Origin of the sequence: Pseudoalteromonas sp. APC 3495 (assembly GCF_030407645.1) — a bacterium.
Taxonomy (GTDB): Bacteria; Pseudomonadota; Gammaproteobacteria; order Enterobacterales; family Alteromonadaceae; genus Pseudoalteromonas; species Pseudoalteromonas tetraodonis.
Window position 1 is genome coordinate 1 of the sequence record NZ_JASDDA010000064.1, and the last position, 18,608, is coordinate 18,608.

At 39.7% G+C, this 18,608-nt stretch carries 16 protein-coding genes; 6 read left to right on the top strand and 10 right to left on the bottom strand.

Annotated features, from left to right (window positions below; all coding sequences use genetic code 11):
* A partial coding sequence (locus tag QL984_RS17190; RefSeq protein ID WP_290173051.1) for a YqhA family protein occupies positions 1-215 on the bottom strand: 215 nt, incomplete at its 3' end.
* A 243-nt stretch (positions 216-458) separates the two neighbouring features.
* Between QL984_RS17190 and QL984_RS17195 the strand changes: the two genes are divergently transcribed.
* Positions 459-701: a hypothetical protein gene (locus QL984_RS17195; RefSeq protein ID WP_016899532.1), complete on the top strand. Its 243-nt coding sequence runs from the start codon at positions 459-461 to the stop codon at positions 699-701.
* Positions 702-869: 168 nt separating this feature from the next.
* Here QL984_RS17195 and topA read toward each other — a convergent pair whose 3' ends face one another.
* Positions 870-3,578, bottom strand: a complete 2,709-nt coding sequence (topA, locus tag QL984_RS17200; protein ID WP_290173053.1) for a type I DNA topoisomerase — start codon at positions 3,576-3,578, stop codon at positions 870-872.
* Positions 3,579-3,831: 253 nt separating this feature from the next.
* Positions 3,832-6,543, bottom strand: a complete 2,712-nt coding sequence (locus QL984_RS17205; RefSeq protein WP_290173055.1) for an Ig-like domain-containing protein — start codon at positions 6,541-6,543, stop codon at positions 3,832-3,834.
* A 185-nt stretch (positions 6,544-6,728) separates the two neighbouring features.
* On the opposite strand from QL984_RS17205, the gene QL984_RS17210 reads away from it, so the two are divergent.
* Positions 6,729-8,060, top strand: coding sequence for a dicarboxylate/amino acid:cation symporter (locus tag QL984_RS17210; RefSeq protein WP_013464802.1), 1,332 nt, complete (start codon positions 6,729-6,731; stop codon positions 8,058-8,060).
* Positions 8,061-8,143: 83 nt separating this feature from the next.
* On the opposite strand, the gene sohB is transcribed toward QL984_RS17210, so the two are convergent.
* Positions 8,144-9,160, bottom strand: coding sequence for a protease SohB (gene sohB, locus QL984_RS17215; RefSeq protein ID WP_028835837.1), 1,017 nt, complete (start codon positions 9,158-9,160; stop codon positions 8,144-8,146).
* A 100-nt stretch (positions 9,161-9,260) separates the two neighbouring features.
* Positions 9,261-11,696 (bottom strand): VolA/Pla-1 family phospholipase, encoded by a 2,436-nt coding sequence (locus QL984_RS17220; RefSeq protein ID WP_036956409.1) that lies wholly within the window; start codon positions 11,694-11,696, stop codon positions 9,261-9,263.
* Between the two features lie 207 nt (positions 11,697-11,903).
* Between QL984_RS17220 and QL984_RS17225 the strand changes: the two genes are divergently transcribed.
* Positions 11,904-12,650: a YciK family oxidoreductase gene (locus tag QL984_RS17225; protein WP_028835839.1), complete on the top strand. Its 747-nt coding sequence runs from the start codon at positions 11,904-11,906 to the stop codon at positions 12,648-12,650.
* Positions 12,651-12,711: 61 nt separating this feature from the next.
* Here QL984_RS17225 and rluB read toward each other — a convergent pair whose 3' ends face one another.
* The 4 genes from rluB to QL984_RS17245 all read right to left on the bottom strand — a co-directional run bounded on the left by rluB (position 12,712) and on the right by QL984_RS17245 (position 15,477).
* Positions 12,712-13,581 (bottom strand): 23S rRNA pseudouridine(2605) synthase RluB, encoded by an 870-nt coding sequence (rluB, locus tag QL984_RS17230; RefSeq protein ID WP_008110001.1) that lies wholly within the window; start codon positions 13,579-13,581, stop codon positions 12,712-12,714.
* Positions 13,578-14,168, bottom strand: coding sequence for an SMC-Scp complex subunit ScpB (scpB, locus tag QL984_RS17235; RefSeq protein ID WP_013464798.1), 591 nt, complete (start codon positions 14,166-14,168; stop codon positions 13,578-13,580). The genes rluB and scpB overlap by 4 nt, the downstream gene beginning before the upstream one ends.
* Positions 14,169-14,319: 151 nt before the next feature.
* Complete coding sequence (locus tag QL984_RS17240) at positions 14,320-14,841, bottom strand: EF-hand domain-containing protein (RefSeq protein ID WP_290173060.1); 522 nt, start codon at positions 14,839-14,841, stop codon at positions 14,320-14,322.
* Positions 14,842-15,045: 204 nt separating this feature from the next.
* Positions 15,046-15,477 carry a hypothetical protein gene (locus tag QL984_RS17245; protein ID WP_013464796.1) on the bottom strand — a complete coding sequence of 144 codons (432 nt, stop codon included), beginning with the start codon at positions 15,475-15,477 and terminating at the stop codon, positions 15,046-15,048.
* Between the two features lie 240 nt (positions 15,478-15,717).
* Between QL984_RS17245 and xthA the strand changes: the two genes are divergently transcribed.
* Genes xthA through rlmA form a run of 3 tightly spaced genes read left to right on the top strand, consistent with a single transcriptional unit; the run spans position 15,718 to position 17,977 of the window.
* Positions 15,718-16,524, top strand: coding sequence for an exodeoxyribonuclease III (gene xthA / locus QL984_RS17250; RefSeq protein WP_013464795.1), 807 nt, complete (start codon positions 15,718-15,720; stop codon positions 16,522-16,524).
* 5 nt (positions 16,525-16,529) lie between these two features.
* Complete coding sequence (locus QL984_RS17255) at positions 16,530-17,177, top strand: energy-coupling factor ABC transporter permease (protein WP_290173061.1); 648 nt, start codon at positions 16,530-16,532, stop codon at positions 17,175-17,177.
* Positions 17,174-17,977, top strand: a complete 804-nt coding sequence (rlmA, locus tag QL984_RS17260) for a 23S rRNA (guanine(745)-N(1))-methyltransferase (RefSeq protein WP_013464793.1) — start codon at positions 17,174-17,176, stop codon at positions 17,975-17,977. The genes QL984_RS17255 and rlmA overlap by 4 nt, the downstream gene beginning before the upstream one ends.
* On the opposite strand, the gene yfbV is transcribed toward rlmA, so the two are convergent.
* Positions 17,961-18,407: a terminus macrodomain insulation protein YfbV gene (gene yfbV / locus QL984_RS17265; RefSeq protein WP_036956398.1), complete on the bottom strand. Its 447-nt coding sequence runs from the start codon at positions 18,405-18,407 to the stop codon at positions 17,961-17,963. The two genes, rlmA and yfbV, sit on opposite strands and share 17 nt — an antisense overlap.
* Between the last annotated feature and the right edge of the window lie 201 nt (positions 18,408-18,608).

Here is an 18,608-nt window from a genome sequence, read left to right on the forward strand (position 1 = left end):
AACAACTCTTGATTACTGGCAGTAAACGTTGCGATCCCCATCAAATACAGCTGTTTAAAAAATTTTATTAGTAATAAAACCACAGCAAATAGTAAACCGACAAAAAATGGGGCTAATAACCAGCGTCCTTTAAATATAAACGACTCAAGAGCATGCTCTACTTTATGAACAGGTTGTATTTTTTTATTTATATTATTTGTATGTGGCTCTGACATAAGAACACCTAAAAATTAAAACGCGACATTAGCCTAAATTTAGCTGTAACACAATTAGTTAAGGTTAAACACTTTTACGCGATACGCTCATCTTGACGATAAAAATATTTCGTTTCCCTTTATTTTATATTCGATTAAAAATCAATATACCAACAGAGATGTTCTGGCTTGGTTACACTTGTTTTATGTAGGCATTGTATGAATGCATAACTCGATTGTTACTCCATTTTTAGGAATAAGAAAATGAATAAAGCATTACTCGCGTTAATCGTTGCACCATTTTTCGTTTTATCTGCTGCTAATGCAGTGGCAAACGATGCTACAGACGCTTCAGCTGAGACGATTCAGGAATTCACAGAAATGTGTGTTAGTTGGGCTAAAGAAGACGACGTAAGCAATGAAGAGCTTTATAACTATGTTTTAAAGTGTGTGAATGATGAACTAACATCTGAAGGCTATAACAAAGTCACTGCTGTTAAAATTTAATGAATAATTGAGTGAATTGAACCTAAATTGGTTACATTTTTTAATCCTGTAAAGTAAAAAAACAGATTAAAAATGCCATTGCGATAGGTTTGATTTGACAAAAAAAAACCGGAACTGTCACAGGCTGTGCATTCCGGTTTTTTATTACTTAAAGCGGTGAATAATTAATTATTCATCGTCTTTTTTTACTTTTGCTTTCGCTTTACTTTTAGCAGGCGCTTTTTTAGCGGCGGCTTTCTTTTTAGGCGCGGCTTTTTTCTTTGCCTCTTCTACCCATTTACCACCTTCGTAGTGTGCCGTCCAACCAGTTGCTTTGCCATCAACCTCAGTCATTACATACTGTGATTTATTCTTACGACTGTAACGCACAACAGCAAGATTACCATCAGGATCTTTAGCTGGTGCATCAGCTAAGTAGTAAAACTTAGGCGAAATACGATCTCTAAAACGCTGTAACTCTTCTACTTTGGGGGCGCGTGTTTCTCGTGATTTAGGGAACGTATTTGCTGCTAAGAAAATACCTGCAGCACCATCACGTAATACAAAATAGGCTTCAGACTTTTCACATTCTAATTCAGGAATATGAACGGGATCTTCTTTTGGTGGCGCGGCTTCGCCATTTTTTAATAACTTACGGGTATTTTTACACTCGTCATTGTTACAGCCAAAATACTTACCAAATCGACCTGATTTTAATTCCATATCAGCGCCACATTTATCACATTCAATAATAGGGCCGTCGTAACCTTTAATTTTAAACGTACCCTCTTCAACCACATGCCCATGACACGCTGGGTTATTACCACACACGTGTAGTTTACGGGTTTCATCGATAAGGTATGAATCCATCGCTGTTTCACAAATTGGACAGCGCTTCATTTGCATTAATGTTTCTGTTTCAACGTCTTCAACATCAGCTGCAACCGCTTCATCACCCGACACTAAGTTCATAGTGGTAGTACAGCGCTCTTTAGGTGGCAGGTTATAACCAGTACATCCTAAGAATACGCCCGTTGAAGCAGTACGAATACCCATTTTTCTGCCACACGTTGGGCAGTCAATGTCAGTTTCTACCATTTGATTAAGACGCATACCGCCTTCATCGGGTTCACCTTTGGCAATGTTTAACTGGGTTGAAAAATCGGCATAAAACTTATCAAGTACCTGCGTCCAAACACGCTCACCTTCGGCGATATCATCTAAACGGCCTTCCATTTTAGCGGTAAAATCGAAGTTCATTAAATCGGTAAAGTTTTCAACAAGGCGATCGGTGACAATCTCCCCCATTTTTTCAGCGAAAAAGCGACGATTTTCTACTCGTACATAACCACGGTCTTGTATCGTTGATATAATAGAGGCATACGTAGATGGACGACCAATCCCACGTTTCTCAAGCTCTTTAACTAAGCTTGCTTCACTAAAACGAGCCGGTGGCTTAGTAAAGTGCTGCTTAGGATCAAGCTCAACTAACGTGAGCACCTCGCCTTGCTTAACAGCAGGCAGCGATTGATCTTCTTCATTCTTTTTACGTACTGCCGGTTGCACTTTAGTCCAACCATCAAAACGTAAAACACGGCCTTTTGCTTTCAATGTAAAATCGTTGGCAGCGACCGTTAAGGTGGTTAAATCGTACTCAGCTGGCACCATTTGACAGGCCACAAACTGACGCCAAATAAGCTCATAAAGCTTTTTCGCATCGGCATCCACACCTTCAACATGCCCAGAAAGCACTGATACGCTAGAAGGACGAATCGCTTCGTGCGCCTCTTGTGCATTACCTTTAGAGCTATAGTTAATCGGATCAGCTGGTAAATACTTGGCACCAAACTCATTGGTTACGTATTCGCGACACATTTCAACCGCATCTTTCGATAAATTAGTTGAATCGGTACGCATATAAGTAATATAACCCCCCTCGTATAAACGCTGGGCAAGCATCATGGTCTTTTTAACGCCATAACCTAATCGGGTACTTGCTGCTTGTTGCATTGTTGAAGTAATAAATGGCGCACTTGGACGGCTCTTACTTGGTTTCTCTTCAACGCTGACAACTTTATATTCGGCATTCTCAAGGCTTTTAACTGCTGCACTAGCCTGAGCTTCATTTACTGGCTTAAATGGCTTGTCTGCTTGTTTAGTGACTTCTAAACGTAGGTCAGACTCGCTATTTTTAACATCGGCATGAATGTCCCAAAATTCTTCAGGAATAAATGCTTTAATTTCACGTTCGCGTTCAACTAATAAACGCACTGCAACAGATTGCACTCGACCCGCTGATAAACCACGCGCTACTTTAGCCCATAATAGGGGCGATACCATAAAGCCAACAACACGGTCTAAGAAGCGACGGGTCTGCTGTGCATAAACCATGTCGGTGTTTAACTCACCTGGGGTTTCGAATGCTTGTTGTATTGCATTTTTAGTGATTTCGTTAAAAACAACACGCTTATATTTTTCTGGCTCGCCACCAATAATTTCTTGAAGGTGCCAAGCAATAGCTTCCCCTTCTCTATCCAAATCCGTTGCGAGATAGATTTGATCAGCATTTTGGGCAAGCTTTTGTAATTCTTGAACAACCTTTTCTTTACCCGGCAATATTTCGTAATGTGGCTCCCATCCTTTTTCAGGATCGATGCCCATTCGCGCGACTAAGTTAGTGTAGTCACGTTGCTCTTTATACGCTGCTTTCTCATCAGGTGGCATTTTACGCACCTCAGCAGGCGTTTTGCTTGCTGGTGCTTTGTTTTTGCCAGAACCTGAAGTAGGTAAATCTCGTACGTGTCCAATACTGGACTTAACGATAAAATCATTACCTAAGTATTTATTAATTGTTTTAGCCTTAGCAGGTGACTCTACAATTACTAGCGATTTGCCCATAGTTGCCTATTTCTAACCTAGTTTTTTAAATGTGTTTAGCCGACTCATGCGGCGCGAATATTTATAGGTATATCTACAAACACTAGTTCTTACAAGCTTTTAATACAAACTTTTCAGTATTTACTGAATAAACAAACAATTTCTGTTGTAAATTTAATCAAACCAGTGCTTTTTGAATAATTGATGTGGAATATATAGAATAGAAACAAAAATGCCAACCTTATTGGTTGGCATTTTCTATGCTTTATTAATTTTAAACCTTAGGCTCGTCTAAAATCGACATCACGGTATATTGAGTTTTCACTCCACCAGGGGTCACAAATTCGATGTATAAAAAGCCAGAATCAACATCATTTGGCTCAGCCTCTTTTGTAATATTTACTGAAACAGAGATAGGCACTTGTTGAGCAGTATTTACAACGGTGTAATCTGTTAACCCTCTTAACACACCATTGTCGGCAGTGACAGTAACTGTAGTACCTGCAGGCAATGGATTATTATGAATATCACTGAAGAAGATAGTCACTGAAATCGCGCTGTAAGGTGTGGAATTGCTAATATCAATAAGGTTTATGTCACACATACCCGCCATATCGGAAGCTTCTAAGCGAATACCATCACTTAAACTACAGTCATCTAAAGCCGTTACAGCTCTAATGTAAGGTGTACTTCCAGACATCACTAACTCTGAACGATCGCGTACATTTACTGTTTCACGCGTACATGCATTTGCAGCAAGCGCCTCGTCACTACATAACAAGCCATTGTAAATGCCATCGCCGGAATCAAACTGACCATTATTTAGTGCACCAGAGCGCTCCACATACCACTCATCCTCACCGCCATTAGAATTTACAGGGTTCGCAGGTGCGGGTAAATTTCCGTCAAAAATACCGTTTTCATTAAAATCTATAAATGCTTCAGGTAAATCTTGTAATGTAGAATCAAACTCGTTTTGATCAAATTCACCGTTAGCAGATACATCATTAAATGATTCTTCACCCACTGAGTATGCTAGCAAGCTTACACGACCACCTAATGGATAATCTATTGGCGCATTACTTGGCGCATCCGCAAGTGATATCGGGTTACCACTACTATCAAGATAGGTAAGTAGATTGCCGTTTGTGTCTAGTTGTGACTCTCTGATACCTAATGTACAAGGTGCTGCTTGACCAAAAAAACGGTCACACTTATCAGCCACAGAGTTTTTATAAATGCTGTAATGATAAGGAATTGGGTTTTGGCTACGCCACTGCGCTTTACACACACCATCTATGGTGCGACAAAGTAATAAAGGTGTAAATTGTTGATCATCTATTGTGCCTACTGCACCACCTTCGCTGGCTATATAAATTGCCGTGTTATCAGGAACAAAATTATTAAAGTGATCGGCTGCAAATACAGTTAAGTCTGTTGTCACCCCGGCTTCATTTAATGACTCGGTATTAAATGTTTGCACTGCAAGCGTAAAACTATCCTGATCTGGCACACCAGTGGTAATGGTTATGTCATTTGACACAATAGAAATCACATTATTTTGTGATGTGTCGCCAGCCTCAACTTGATGTGATGCAATAACAGATAAAACTCCTGCGGCTCTTCCTGAGCGGACATTTACAGTTACTAAACCTTCGTTATTGGTAAACTGAAATGCACTGTCTAGCAACGCGCCGCCGGGGTTTTGCGAAAGAGCAAAATCAATCTGCTTTTGACCAACAGGGTTACCATTAATATCTAAAAGTTTAAAGGTAAGCTCTGAATTTTCAGTGAGAGTCTGACCGCCAGCTCCTTTAATAGCTAACACTTGATTGGTCACACCCATAAACGCGATTGAACCCGTTTGAGCGGCAGCTACATTAATATTAATTGTTTTAGTGGCAACGTTGCCACCGGTAACCACGGTTGCTGTAATCGTATCTATACCATTACAACCATCCGCTTTATAAGTTGCGCTTGCCGTGCCGCCAATGCTAGTTACCACACTATCGATAGTGGCTCTAGGTGTAGATTCTTCTGCACATGCCGAGGTAAATTGTACTTCAAGTGGAGTGGTGAATAAGTTATTGCTGCCATCTACAATCTGAGCGGTAATAATAGTAGTAGAACCTGCAGACAACACATCACCAGTTGCAATACCCGCGCTTAAATTTACATTTACTTGAACAGCGTTAATTTCAAATAAAGCACTCGCAACGCCGCCCTGAGCAGTTAACTCAACTTGGCCAACACCTGAGCTACTGCCAGGCAATAAATTCAAAATAGCAACACCAAACGCATCCGTTTTAGCCGTTAAGCTTTCAGGTAATAAAATACCTAGCGTTGTTGTCGCTTGAACCAATACATTACTTGCTGGCGTATTACTGCCAGGTTTTGTGATTTTTGCGTATACAATAGCTTGTTGCCCAAGTAAATTACTATTTTGAGAACAGTCAGATGGATCAAGCTCTATAGAATCTCTGTCTATATTTAACCAGCTATCAGGGCAGTTTTGTAAAATTTTAATGTCAATATTTGCGGTTGAGTCATTCGATTGAGGCTCATCACCTGCCGTGTAAAAGCCAAGTTTACTTGTTGCGTCTTCGTAGCTGGCAACAATGGTTCCTGCTCCTTCAACACTACCCGCGCTAAGCTCGATAGTTGCAACACCGCTGGAATTTGTTAAAGCGCTACCTGTAGCCGGTATAAAAGAACCCAGTGTTGTGGTAAAGCTGACCTCTTGACGCACAACAGGTTGACCATCACTTCCGGTTACCGTTGCAACCACCTCTAGCGGGTTATCGGCAGTAACAATTCTATCTTCAAAATCAAGTTCAACTTGAATTGCTTGTTCGACAACGTCTCCACCGGTGCCTCCAGTATCACCGCCAACGGTTCCACTTTCTTTTTCCAGTGAGCCACCACCGCCACAGGCGATGAGTAATGTGCTGAGCCATATAATGCTGAGCAAACGAGTTAAAGGCATAGGTTTCTCCGTTGCGCTATTACTAAGTTAAACTTATTTACTTAATGTTAACCTATAACTTAGTCTAAAATCTCAGTTTTTTACTCCTTTTTTTGATAAAAATTTTTAAAAAGTTGACGTTTTTTCTGTAAAAAAAATTACATGCTGTTAGTCTATGCCAAATTTATAAAAAATAGATTGGAAATATGTCTAAAATCCGTTCAATGAGTTTAACTACTCGCATCATGATTGGTATGGTGCTTGGTGTTGCAGTAGGCTTTATATTTCAGGCTATATTAGCTGGTGAAGACGATTACCTAATTCCTCTTGGGTTATTCTCTTTGCCAATTAAAGCCTTTTTTGTTGATGGCCTTTTCCATGTAGGTGGGCAAATATTTATAGCCAGTTTGAAAATGCTGGTTGTGCCTTTAGTATTTGTATCACTGGTATGTGGTACCTGCAGTTTAAGCGATCCTAAGAAATTAGGCCGTTTAGGCGGTAAATCAATTGGTTTATACTTAGTTACAACGGCAATAGCGATTACAGTCGCGATAACCTTAGCGTTACTATTTAACCCAGGTGAAGGCATTGGGTTACCCTCTCAAGCAAGTTATGATGCCAAAGAAGCGCCTACTTTAGCTCGCGTAATTATTGATATGTTCCCTACCAACCCTTTTGAAGCAATGGCAAAGGGCAACATGTTACAAGTAATTGTGTTTGCTCTATTATTCGGTATTGCAATGGCACTTAGCGGAAAGGCAGGTAAACGTGTCGCTACTGTATTTGAAGACTTAAACACCGTTATCTTAAAACTGGTTACTTTGCTAATGAACATTGCCCCTTACGGCGTATTTTTCTTAATGGCTAAATTGTTCACTACCATTGAACTAAACTTAATTGTGAGTTTAGCTAAGTACTTTGGCGTGGTTGTATTAGCCTTATTACTACACGCATTTGTAAACTACACCCTACTGCTAAAAATACTCACGGGTCTAAACCCGCTCACTTTCTTGGCTAAAATGAAGCACACTTGTTTATTTGCTTTTAGTACCTCAAGTTCAAGCGCGACTATGCCTATTACACTTGAAACGGCAACTAAAAAGCTTGGCGCTAATAATTCGGTCGCTTCGTTTACTATTCCGCTTGGTGCAACCATTAACATGGATGGCACCGCAATTATGCAAGGTGTGGCTACGGTATTTATCGCTCAGGTATTTAGTGTTGACTTAACTATTTCTGATTACTTAATGGTGATACTAACTGCAACGCTTGCCTCTGTTGGTACGGCGGGTGTACCTGGTGTTGGTTTGATTATGCTAGCCATGGTACTTAACCAAGTTGGCTTACCTGTTGAGGGTATCGCCATTATTATTGGTGTAGACAGATTGCTTGATATGACCCGTACAGCAGTAAACGTAACGGGTGACTGTATGGTTACGTGTGTCGTCGCTAAAAGCGAAGGGGAACTAGATGAAAGTATCTTTAACGACCCTAATGCAGCTAAAGATTTAGAGGACTACCACAAATCTATTGATTAGTATTTCTGACAATAGTCATAAAAAAAGCCTTGCTACTTCGTTAAGTAACAAGGCTTTTTTGTTGGGTTTAAGTGATTAAATTATTAAGGGTTTAACGCCTTAAACTTTGACATTAAACTTACACCCGCTTTATTCACACCATGGCTCAAACCCATTGCCAGCTTGTCACTTAATCCTTTTTTAATCTTGTATTGCACTTTATAAATTTGATAGTGCTGTTGTTGCTCTAACAACGCATCATCGCTGGTTTTAATAGTATCGACTAACCCTTTTTCAATTGCTTGGGTTGCAAACCAATGTTCACCCGTTGCCACTAAATCCATATTTAAACTTGGGCGCTGAGTGCTCACAAAAGTTTTAAACAATACATGAGTTTGCTCTATCTCTTCACGGAACTTTTCGCGGGCTTTATCGGTATTTTCACCAAATAAAGTTAACGTGCGTTTAAATTCACCCGCCGTTATTTGCTCAAACTCGACATCATTTTTCTTTAAAATTTTATTAAAATTTGGAATTTGTGCAATAACACCAATAGAGCCAACAATTGCAAACGGTGCTGCAATAATATGATCAGCCACACAAGCCATCATGTAACCACCACTGGCGGCGACTTTATCTATTGATACAGTCAACTCAATACCGGCTGACTTTAAACGTTGTAATTGTGATGCAGCTAAACCATAGCCATGTACCACGCCACCACCACTTTCAAGGCGAACTAACACTTTATCTTTTTTTGCATCCGCTATCGAAATTATCGCGGTCACTTCTTCGCGCAAGCTTTCTACTTCATGTGCGTCCATACTGCCATTAAAGTCAATAACATAGAGTCGTGATTTAGGCGCTTCTTTGTCCGCTTTTTTTTGCTCTGCTTTTTGTTGTTTTTGATAGGCTTTTAACTCTTTTTTACCTAGCGTATTATTTAAAAAGCTTTCTTTTATATTGGTCAGCTGCTCTGATAGGTCATCAATTTCAATCTCACCTTTTTTCGCTTTTGGCTTAACAGCCGAGCTTACAATTAAGGTTAAAATCACAGCAATAGCAATAACAAAGGTAATGGTTTTTGCAAAAAATAAGCCGTACTCGTATAAAAATTCCAACTGTGTTCTCCGTTTATAAATTTCAGCCAATTTAGCATGCTTTAAAATAAAAAAAAGCCACTATACAGTGGCTTTTTAGACTTAATTGAGTGGTTGATTATTAATTAGTCACAATGTCAGTATCTGATACAGATAATAAACGTCCACGCGATGCTAGATAAGTTGCAATTTGCAATTGCATTTCTGCATTAGCTGCTGCGCTGCCCGCTGCTGTAGACGACTGTCTTTCATCTTGCGCCGGTGTCAATACCGAGCCATGATGACCTGTGTTAAATTTAACTAAATAGCTAGCGCCCATCTCTGTTGGTGCTTGAGTTGTACTCACTGTTTCTAACCCCATAAAGTTAGCTAGAGGTAGTGTACCTGCAATTGGATTGTTAGCAGTCATCGGCGGAATAACTTGGTCTGGCTTGTTACTATCAGTACCATCACCAACAACAACATTCATATACACAGGTGTTTCTAGTGCTTTAACCGTTGCTGCATAGTTAGTCGGGTCGCCACTATCCAATGCGGTTTGAGCTGCAAATACAAACTGCGTCATCACGCCCTTAATGTTAGCCAATTTATCAGCTTCTCCCGCCATCGTTAGCGATGCTGCAAATTCATTAAAGCCACAGCTTAAGAAGTCCTGCATGTCTGGTAACAAGGCGCCACAGTTTGATAACGCACCAGCATTTAAGAATGCATTAAACTCGTCAGCTTCAGCAGTTCCAGCTTGAGAAAGTACAGAGCCTTGAATAAATGGACCAAACGCGGCTGACTCTAATAAGAAGCTAGCAATACCGCCACCGCCGCTTGCCAATGCAACAGCATTAACTTTAAAGAGTGGGTCTACTTGATCAGCCAATGGGCTATTCGCTTGTGCAATAAATGCAGGCGCTACAATTGAGCCCAGTGAATGGCCAATATAAGATACATCTCTAGAATTGAGTGAACTATCACCACTGAAGTTTAAGCCTAAACGTAAACCAAGTAAGTCAGCACTTGACTGGCGTAAGCTGTCTCTAGCGACCAATAACGAGCTTAGGTTCATGTAACTAAGTACAGAGCCTGATGTTGCGTTAAAGTCATCTGTGCCATCAACATCAACATCTATTCCACGCTCGCCATGACGAGGATGGTCAATTGCAACCGTTGCAAAGCCTTGCAATGAAAGCTGCGCTGTTAGCGTTAACATGCTTTCTTTTTGTGTGGTAATACCGTGTTGCATAATAACCACTGGCCAGCCATTTTCTGGCATAGCAGCAAAAGGCTCTAAACCTAAGCCTGTTCGGTACGCATTAACAACCGGTAAAATCGGTTTGGTAATTTGTACTGGCACATTTTCCATACTTTGCATTTTAGGAAGTGAGTTATATTTAGTTAAGTGTTTAGTGCTATCAAGCCCTAAGTCACGAAGCTGTCCATCACTCAAAGCAGCACACATCGCATCGTTAGTGCTAATGGGATCAGTTGGGAACGCTTCACCTGCTTGCGCTTTGTAACCTAAAATAGCAACGGCACTGTCACACATACCTTGCCAGTAAGTATCATTTAAATCACTGATCTCTTTACCCGTAGGTGTACCTAAATACATAGGTAGCTGGATGCTGCCTTTTTGATACTGTGCTACTTGGAATACGTCAGGCACCGTTACACCTTGTATTGCAAACGCTTGTTGTACATTAGCCATAGGCTGTGTTGGAATTTGCAACGCAGGCGTTGGAATTGTTGGCTCTGTTAAGCTTGCTGCTAAAACCTTTTTAATCGTGCCAAGCACAGGACCTGCTGATTGCATCGTCATGGCAGCTGAGTAAATAATATCGTCTTTGGTGATATTTCCTGAGCTTACCACTACGTTTTCGTAGCTGTTAACAGCCCCTTGCAGCGCAAGTTGTGATGGCGTTACTAACGGTGCTTCTTGTTTAACAGTCGCATATGTTGATGATGGCTCAATTGAGCGACCTTCTGAATCTTTAAGCCCAGTCGTTAATACATTAATGTACGAGCTACCAGCCTTAAATGGCTTAAGTGGAATAATTGCAACCGCGTCTCCAGAGCCTTGTGTAACAAAATCAACACCAAAGGTTAATTCGCCCACTAATTTACATGCAGCACCGGCTGGTGCTTGTGAGCATTCGGCATCTGTTAGGCTTGCACCCATGATCACTTCAAAAATACGTACTGAGCCTGGTGAAGCTGCAGACGTTTCATCTAGGCTAATGCCCGGTGGAAACGTTAAATCTATTTTAAAAGGAACTTGCGTAGACCAGCCATCAAGTGCCCCTAGTGCAAGTTGCGGATCCGCATACGCAGCGCGAGGGATAGAAACATTTTCGTCATTTAGCTCACCAGGAATGTTTAATGTGCCATCGCGCGTACCGCTCATCAATAAATCATTAGGAACCGAAATTACACCATTTGCAGGGTCAAATTTTACCGTAGCTTTTGGAATAACTGTAACTGAATCGTTTTTAACATCTTCTAACGTTTCTCCGCCGCCACAGCCTGCTAATGCAGCTGCAACTGAGAGCGAGAGTAGCATTTTTTTCATAGTGTTCTCCGCACAAATCTTATTTTTATAGTGTGTTTATAGTCAGTGTAATTAAGTTAAAATAATGTAGCTAGTATATTAATGAGACATTAGACCAGTTAAACTTAACGTAAACTTTCTAGTTTCGCCACCTAAATTTGTAATAAATTCGATTACTTGTCGATTTGCTATGTTAAAATCAAAAAAAATTTAAACATTGGTACTTTTATGCATACCTATCAAGCAACTGAAAACGCACTTAAAGACAAAGTAATTTTGATAACAGGCGCAGGTGATGGTATCGGCCGTGTTGCAGCAATTACTTATGCTAAACATGGTGCAACCGTTATTTTATTAGGAAAAACAACTAATAAACTAGAATGTGTGTATGACGAAATCGTCAATGCAGGCTACCCACAGCCAGCGATTGTGCCTATGGACTTAAAAGGTGCAACTAAACAAAACTACCGCGACCTTGCTGCAACTATCGAAAGTCAATTTGGCCGCCTTGATGGACTATTAAATAACGCTGGTATTTTAGGTACTTTAGGGCCGTTGGAGCACTTTTGTTCATCAACATTCGAAAATGTAATGAAAGTAAACGTAACTGCACAAGCGATGATCACCAAAGCGTTGTTCCCTGTAATGCGTAAGTCAAAAAGTGCTTCAGTGGTATTTACCTCATCGGGTGTAGGTCGTAAAGGAAGAGAATTTTGGGGACCTTACGCTATTTCTAAGTTTGCGGTAGAGGGTATGATGCAAACATGGGCGTGTGAAGTTGAAAAAACGCCAATCCGTGTTAACTGCATCAATCCAGGCGCAACACGTACATCAATGCGTGCAAGTGCATTTCCAGGTGAAGATCGTGATTTACTAGCAACACCTGAAGATTTAATGCCAACTTATCTGTATTTAATGAGTGATGACTCAAAAAATATCAATGGCCAATCGTTAGACGCACAAGCTAAAAAGTAATATTTAGTTTTAAACGTAAAAAAGCCGCTATAAAAAGCGGCTTTGTTGTTTTATGCTTTAATTACTTACGTTTAGTCGGTTTTACACGTTGATTGTGCTTTTTAACCGCCTTGCGAATTTGGTTTATTTTAGCGCGCTTGTCTTTACGCTTTTCAGGAATAACCGACAGCTTAGTTTGTGTTTCTTTGCCAAGCTTTACTGTTTTACGTAAATAGTTAACCGTATCTAAATCATACTCAATCCAGCCACCTTGCGGTACACGCTTATCAAGCTCTAATTTACCGTAACGAATACGAATAAGACGTGATACTTCCACATCTTGTGATTGCCATAAACGACGCACTTCACGGTTACGACCTTCGTTAAGCGTTACATTATACCAACGATTAATACCTTCACCGCCCATAGGCTTGATACCAGTGAACTTTGCGGGGCCATCTTCAAGTTCTACGCCACGTAGTAAGTTTTTCATTGTTTCGTCAGTGACTTCACCAAATACACGTGCTGAATATTCGCGTTCAACTTCATAGCTTGGGTGCATTAAGCGGTTTGCCAATTCACCGTCATTGGTAAACAGCATTAGGCCTGAGGTATTCACGTCTAATCGGCCTACTGCTATCCAGCGATCGCCATCAATACGAGGTAAGCGGTCAAAAACGGTTCTACGGCCTTCAGGGTCTTTACGCGTACTTAACTCGCCTTCTGGTTTGTTATACATAATTACACGACAAATTCTGTCTGCTTTTTCTTCTATTTTAACGGTATGGCCGTCAACACGAATTAAATCGGTTTCTTCAACCCTGTCGCCTAACTTAGCTACTTTACCATTTACACTCACACGATTTGCATCAATGTATTTTTCCATTTCACGGCGTGAGCCTACACCTGCACGGGCTAGGACTTTTTGTAACTTTTCACCTTGTATACTCATTCGGATGGTTCTCTCACAGAAGGATCACTTAATAACTGGGTAATTTTACTTTGCTGTTGCTCTGGCAATGCGGGTAAATCATGAAGTCCCGTTATCGAAAAATAATCTAAAAATTGTTTAGTCGTTGCATAAAGTGCCGGTTTACCGGGTACTTCTTTATGCCCAACTACTTTAATCCACTCTCTTTCAAGCAGAGTTTTAATAATATTTGAGCCAGTTGCTACACCCCGCACTTGCTCAATTTCACCACGGGTAATGGGTTGCTTGTATGCAATTAACGACAGGGTTTCGAGTAAAGCTCTCGAGTATTTAGGGGCACGTTCTTGCCATAAATTACTCAACCATGGGCTTAAACTACTGCACGCTTGAAAACGATAGCCACTGCCTACCTCAACCAAACGTATTCCACGCGTCTGATAGTGAACTTGAATGGCCTCTACAGCATCATTAATGCGCGCCATAGAAATTGCTAAGTCGTTTAAAACCGTGTCCTTAAGATGACGTTTTGATACGGGTTTGCCTGCCACAAAAATCGCCGCTTCAATGATTTCAATTAATTGTTCATCACTAATTCGCCGACCAACCATAATCACTCTAAAGTTAATAAAAACACACAGCCATCTATTATGACAGAACAACGGCAAACTAGGAAAACATATTAATAAAATAACATTTTATAGGTATAAAAAAGCCAGTGAAAAACACTGGCTTGGTATCAAGTGTATTTAATAATGTAATTTAGCTATTTTTAAATTGCTCAAGTGCATCGTCCTCTGCAACAGAATCACCATACTTTTGGATATAGCTATTAAACTCTTTTTTACTTACTCGTTTATCTTTATTGCTGTCCATGTAACCAAAATGATTTGAAATATCATCATCGTCAGCTTCAGAAACTGAAATAAAACCGTTGCTATCATTATCTAAGCTTTTAAAGTCATTTTCTATTTTATCAAACTTCGCAATATCAGCCTTAAATGCAGACTCACTCACTTCACTATCTGTAGCAACTTTCCCAGCATTTAGCTGCATATAAGCATCATATTCATTACGGCTTATTTGATTATCCATATTTGTATCTATATTTGAAAAGTGCTGCCAAATACTATCATCGTCGGCTTCTGTTTTAGAAATAAAGCCATCGCTGTCGTTATCTAAGCTTGCAAAATCACTGTCGATTTTTTCAAAACCTTGATTTGAAGAACAAGCGGCTAAACTCAATGCGGCTAAAACAGTAGAAGCTATCGTTAATTTTTTCATCAGACGTATCCTTGTATTAATAAATTTCAAATCTAGTAATACAAATACGATGCCAAAAAAAATAAACTATTAAAATCAAACAATTAACCAAGAACAACTTCTATTACGATATTTAATAATGCAATTTTTGCAAGCTACTCTGGTAATTTTTGCAAAAAAAAAAAGCTCGGTAAGAACCGAGCTATTTATATCTAATACGGTAATTTAGATTGCAGCGTTTTGGTAACGCTTAACAAAATCAGTAACGCTTTGGCCATTACACTTTAATGAATTTAAGTTACCAATTTGCTTACGTACTGGTTGTAGGCCTTGCTTTAATGCAGTCATACATAACTGTGTTTCTTGGTGTGAATCTTTTGCAAATACTTCTACTTTAGACACAACTGATTGCGTTGCTGCTTCTTTTTTTGCAATGTCACGGATGTCTTGACCGTTACATAGGATACTTTTTGAATAACGCGATAAATATACACCGTGCTTTGCTGCCATTTTACGAGCAGCCGAAAACCCCTCATTGGCGCTTACTACACATAAGTTAGACTCTAATTTGTTGTCTTGGCTGTAATACGTATTGCTTTGCGCAGTAGCAGTTACAGAAACAAAAAGAGAGGCGGCTAAAAGTAATTGAGTTTTCATCAGGTAGTCCTATTTGAACGAGTTAAACAAACGATTTTTGCGCATTATATAGACAACTTTTAACATATCAATTGAATATTTTATTTATTTTATTATTTAATATTGCATTTACAATGTTTAAACATTAAGCAAAAATTGATCAACATTTGTGCAGCTATTTTCTCGTTTCAGTCATGTTATGTCGCTCCAAATACTGATACAATTTAGCTAACAATGAAAATAAATTTGAAGGTAAACTTTATGAAAGTGATTTCTTTTAATATCAATGGCCTGCGTGCTCGCCTACATCAGTTACAAGCTATTATTGATAAACACCAGCCAGATATTATTGGTCTTCAAGAGATAAAAGTGCACGATGAAGCATTTCCGCTAGACGATGTACAAAAAATGGGTTACCACGTTTATTTTCATGGACAAAAAGCGCATTACGGTGTGGCAATGTTATGCAAAAAAGAGCCTAAGTCGGTATTAAAAGGCTTTTCCACCGACACAGATGAGTCGCAAAAGCGAATGATCAGCGTTACCGTAGAGCAAGAAAATGGCCGTGACCTGCATGTCATGAATGGCTACTTCCCGCAAGGCGATAACATCAACCACGAAACTAAATTCCCTTATAAACGTCAATTTTATCAAGACTTAATGACTCACCTAAATAGTCATTACACGCCTGATCAAGATGTAATTGTAATGGGCGATATTAATATCTCTCCAACCGATTTAGATATTGGTATTGGTGAGGTAAACGCAAAACGCTGGTTAAAAACCGGAAAATGTTCATTTCAACCCGTTGAGCGTGAATGGCTAGCAACGTTATTAAACTGGGGCTTTAAAGACACCTTTAGGGAGCAAAACCCAGAAACTAACGATCAATACTCATGGTTTGACTACCGCTCTAAGGGTTTTGTTGATAATCGTGGACTAAGGATTGATGTGGTTCTGGCAACGCATGACTTAGCAGCTCGCTGTATCGACACCGGTATAGATTACGAATTACGTGCTATCGACAAGCCTTCAGATCATGCGCCTATTTGGTCTGAGTTTAATTAACGATTATGCTAAGTGTGCAATTACAGGCATTACTGTGGATTGGTGTTATTGTTATTGGCTTTTTAAGTGCTAATAAATCAACATACGCCAATTTATTTAATACGCCAGCTAGGCAAACTGGCGTGTTTGCCTGCGCGCTGGTGCTCGCTTTACTATGGCGTATAAAAGCCGGTATTTTACCTGGGCTTGATCTTCATATATTGGGCATTACTGCTGTTACGCTGATTTTAGGCTGGCGTCTGGCTATTTTAAGTTGTGTATTAACAACAGCCCTGCTAACTGCATTTGGACAAATAGCATTCGAGCTGATTGCGGTAAAATTACTAATAAGTGCGTTTATTCCAGTATTATTAAGCTACTTTGTATTTATGCTTTGTTACCACTACTTAGCGCGGCACTTTTTTATCTATATATTTGTTTGTAGCTTTTTAACGGCTGGTGTCGTTGCTTGCGTTAACATTATACTCGGGGGTGTTTTTTATTACGCAATTGGCGAATATAATTGGCATCAGCTAACAGAAAACTACATTTATCTCAGTCCTATTTTAGCGTTTCCTGAAGCAATGCTAAACGGTATGGCAATAACTGTTATGATCACCTATCGCCCGCACTGGGTAAAAACTTTTTTTGATAAGGACTATTTAGGCTCATGAGTCTTCATTACCATTGCCCTATTTGCAAACTTCCATTGGCACTTAATGAAAAAACATTACGCTGTGATAATAACCACAGCTTTGATTTTGCCAAAGAAGGCTATGTAAACTTACTCCCCGTGCAAAATAAAAACTCTAAACAGCCCGGTGACTCTTTAGAAATGGTACAAGCAAGGCGTTCTTTTTTAGAGCAAGGCCATTATGCATTTTTACAGACGGCCTTAGCTAATTTAGTCAAACCGCTCAATGCAAATATAGTAATTGATTTAGGGTGTGGCGAGGGGTTTTACACCCATGCTATAGCAAATAACACGCAAGCTACTGTGTATGGTGTTGATATATCTAAGTCGGCGGTAAAATACGCAGCAAAACGATACAAACAATGTCAATTTAGCGTGGCATCAATAAGCCACGCGCCCTTTAATGATCACCTTGCTGATGTGTTAATTAGCGTGTTTGCCCCTTTGTTCGACGATGAACTTTCTCGCCTTGTTAAAGAGGATGGCTGTTTAGTGGTGGCAAGCCCTGGGCCTATGCACCTCAAAGAGTTGAAAAAATATATCTATAATACGGTAAATGAACATACTGAAGTTGCTACGCCAACAGGCTTTAAACAATCATCGCAACAGCTCATTACAGAGCAAGTGTCACTCACATTTAGCGACGTAAGAAATTTAATAATGATGACACCCTTTGCATGGAAGTTCAGACCCGAGCATTGGCAGGCACTTGAACAAAAACAGCATCATAAGGTTACCTTGTCATTTTATATTAGCCAGTTTGTTAAAACTGCTCTTTAGTAAAGGTTTTATCCATTTTATCAAACATGTCTTTTAACAATTCAGCAAGCTCCAAATAGCGGGGCTTGTTTTTCCCCATTTGTGCGTCGTAACCGTTGGCGACCATTTTTGCAAACAACTCGTTGTACCATTGCAGCATAGCGGGTTCTAATTCTGTTTGCGCACGTTTACCTAGCCATAAAAGCCCTTGTAACGGCAAGGAGATAAAAAATAGACTACTGGCAATAGCTTGAGGTAAAAAATCAGGGCCTAAATAATTAAGCTGAAAAAACAAGGTTAGCATGGCTAAAATAGGCATTACTGTAATCGCAAGCTCGGTTGCTCTGATCACTTTAAACTCGGCAAATAATGGCGCGACCTCTTTGCGCATAGGCCATGTTTTAGCATAAGCGCGCCCTAATTGAACTTGTGATATCACACTTTTTTGCATTATAAATCCTCACAATCACGGCATTTAACACTTCTAAAAGCATCTTGCTTATAAAAGTGTAACACAACTCTCACTTTATCGGTAAAAATGCTTAATTTCATTAGTAAAACTCAAAAAAAGCATAAATTATCGTAAGAATTCCACAAAGCCCTTTTAATAAAGTCAACTACACTTTAGTCTACACCCATTTAAGCATACAAT

Coding starts and splice junctions, on each gene's coding strand:
- QL984_RS17195 (WP_016899532.1), top strand. CDS start 459: ATGAATAAAGCATTACTCGCGTTAATCGTTGCACCATTTTTCGTTTTA.
- topA (WP_290173053.1), bottom strand. CDS start 3,578: ATGGGCAAATCGCTAGTAATTGTAGAGTCACCTGCTAAGGCTAAAACA.
- QL984_RS17205 (WP_290173055.1), bottom strand. CDS start 6,543: ATGCCTTTAACTCGTTTGCTCAGCATTATATGGCTCAGCACATTACTC.
- QL984_RS17210 (WP_013464802.1), top strand. CDS start 6,729: ATGTCTAAAATCCGTTCAATGAGTTTAACTACTCGCATCATGATTGGT.
- QL984_RS17220 (WP_036956409.1), bottom strand. CDS start 11,696: ATGAAAAAAATGCTACTCTCGCTCTCAGTTGCAGCTGCATTAGCAGGC.
- QL984_RS17225 (WP_028835839.1), top strand. CDS start 11,904: ATGCATACCTATCAAGCAACTGAAAACGCACTTAAAGACAAAGTAATT.
- rluB (WP_008110001.1), bottom strand. CDS start 13,581: ATGAGTATACAAGGTGAAAAGTTACAAAAAGTCCTAGCCCGTGCAGGT.
- scpB (WP_013464798.1), bottom strand. CDS start 14,168: ATGGTTGGTCGGCGAATTAGTGATGAACAATTAATTGAAATCATTGAA.
- QL984_RS17240 (WP_290173060.1), bottom strand. CDS start 14,841: ATGAAAAAATTAACGATAGCTTCTACTGTTTTAGCCGCATTGAGTTTA.
- QL984_RS17245 (WP_013464796.1), bottom strand. CDS start 15,477: ATGAAAACTCAATTACTTTTAGCCGCCTCTCTTTTTGTTTCTGTAACT.
- xthA (WP_013464795.1), top strand. CDS start 15,718: ATGAAAGTGATTTCTTTTAATATCAATGGCCTGCGTGCTCGCCTACAT.
- QL984_RS17255 (WP_290173061.1), top strand. CDS start 16,530: ATGCTAAGTGTGCAATTACAGGCATTACTGTGGATTGGTGTTATTGTT.
- rlmA (WP_013464793.1), top strand. CDS start 17,174: ATGAGTCTTCATTACCATTGCCCTATTTGCAAACTTCCATTGGCACTT.
- yfbV (WP_036956398.1), bottom strand. CDS start 18,407: ATGCAAAAAAGTGTGATATCACAAGTTCAATTAGGGCGCGCTTATGCT.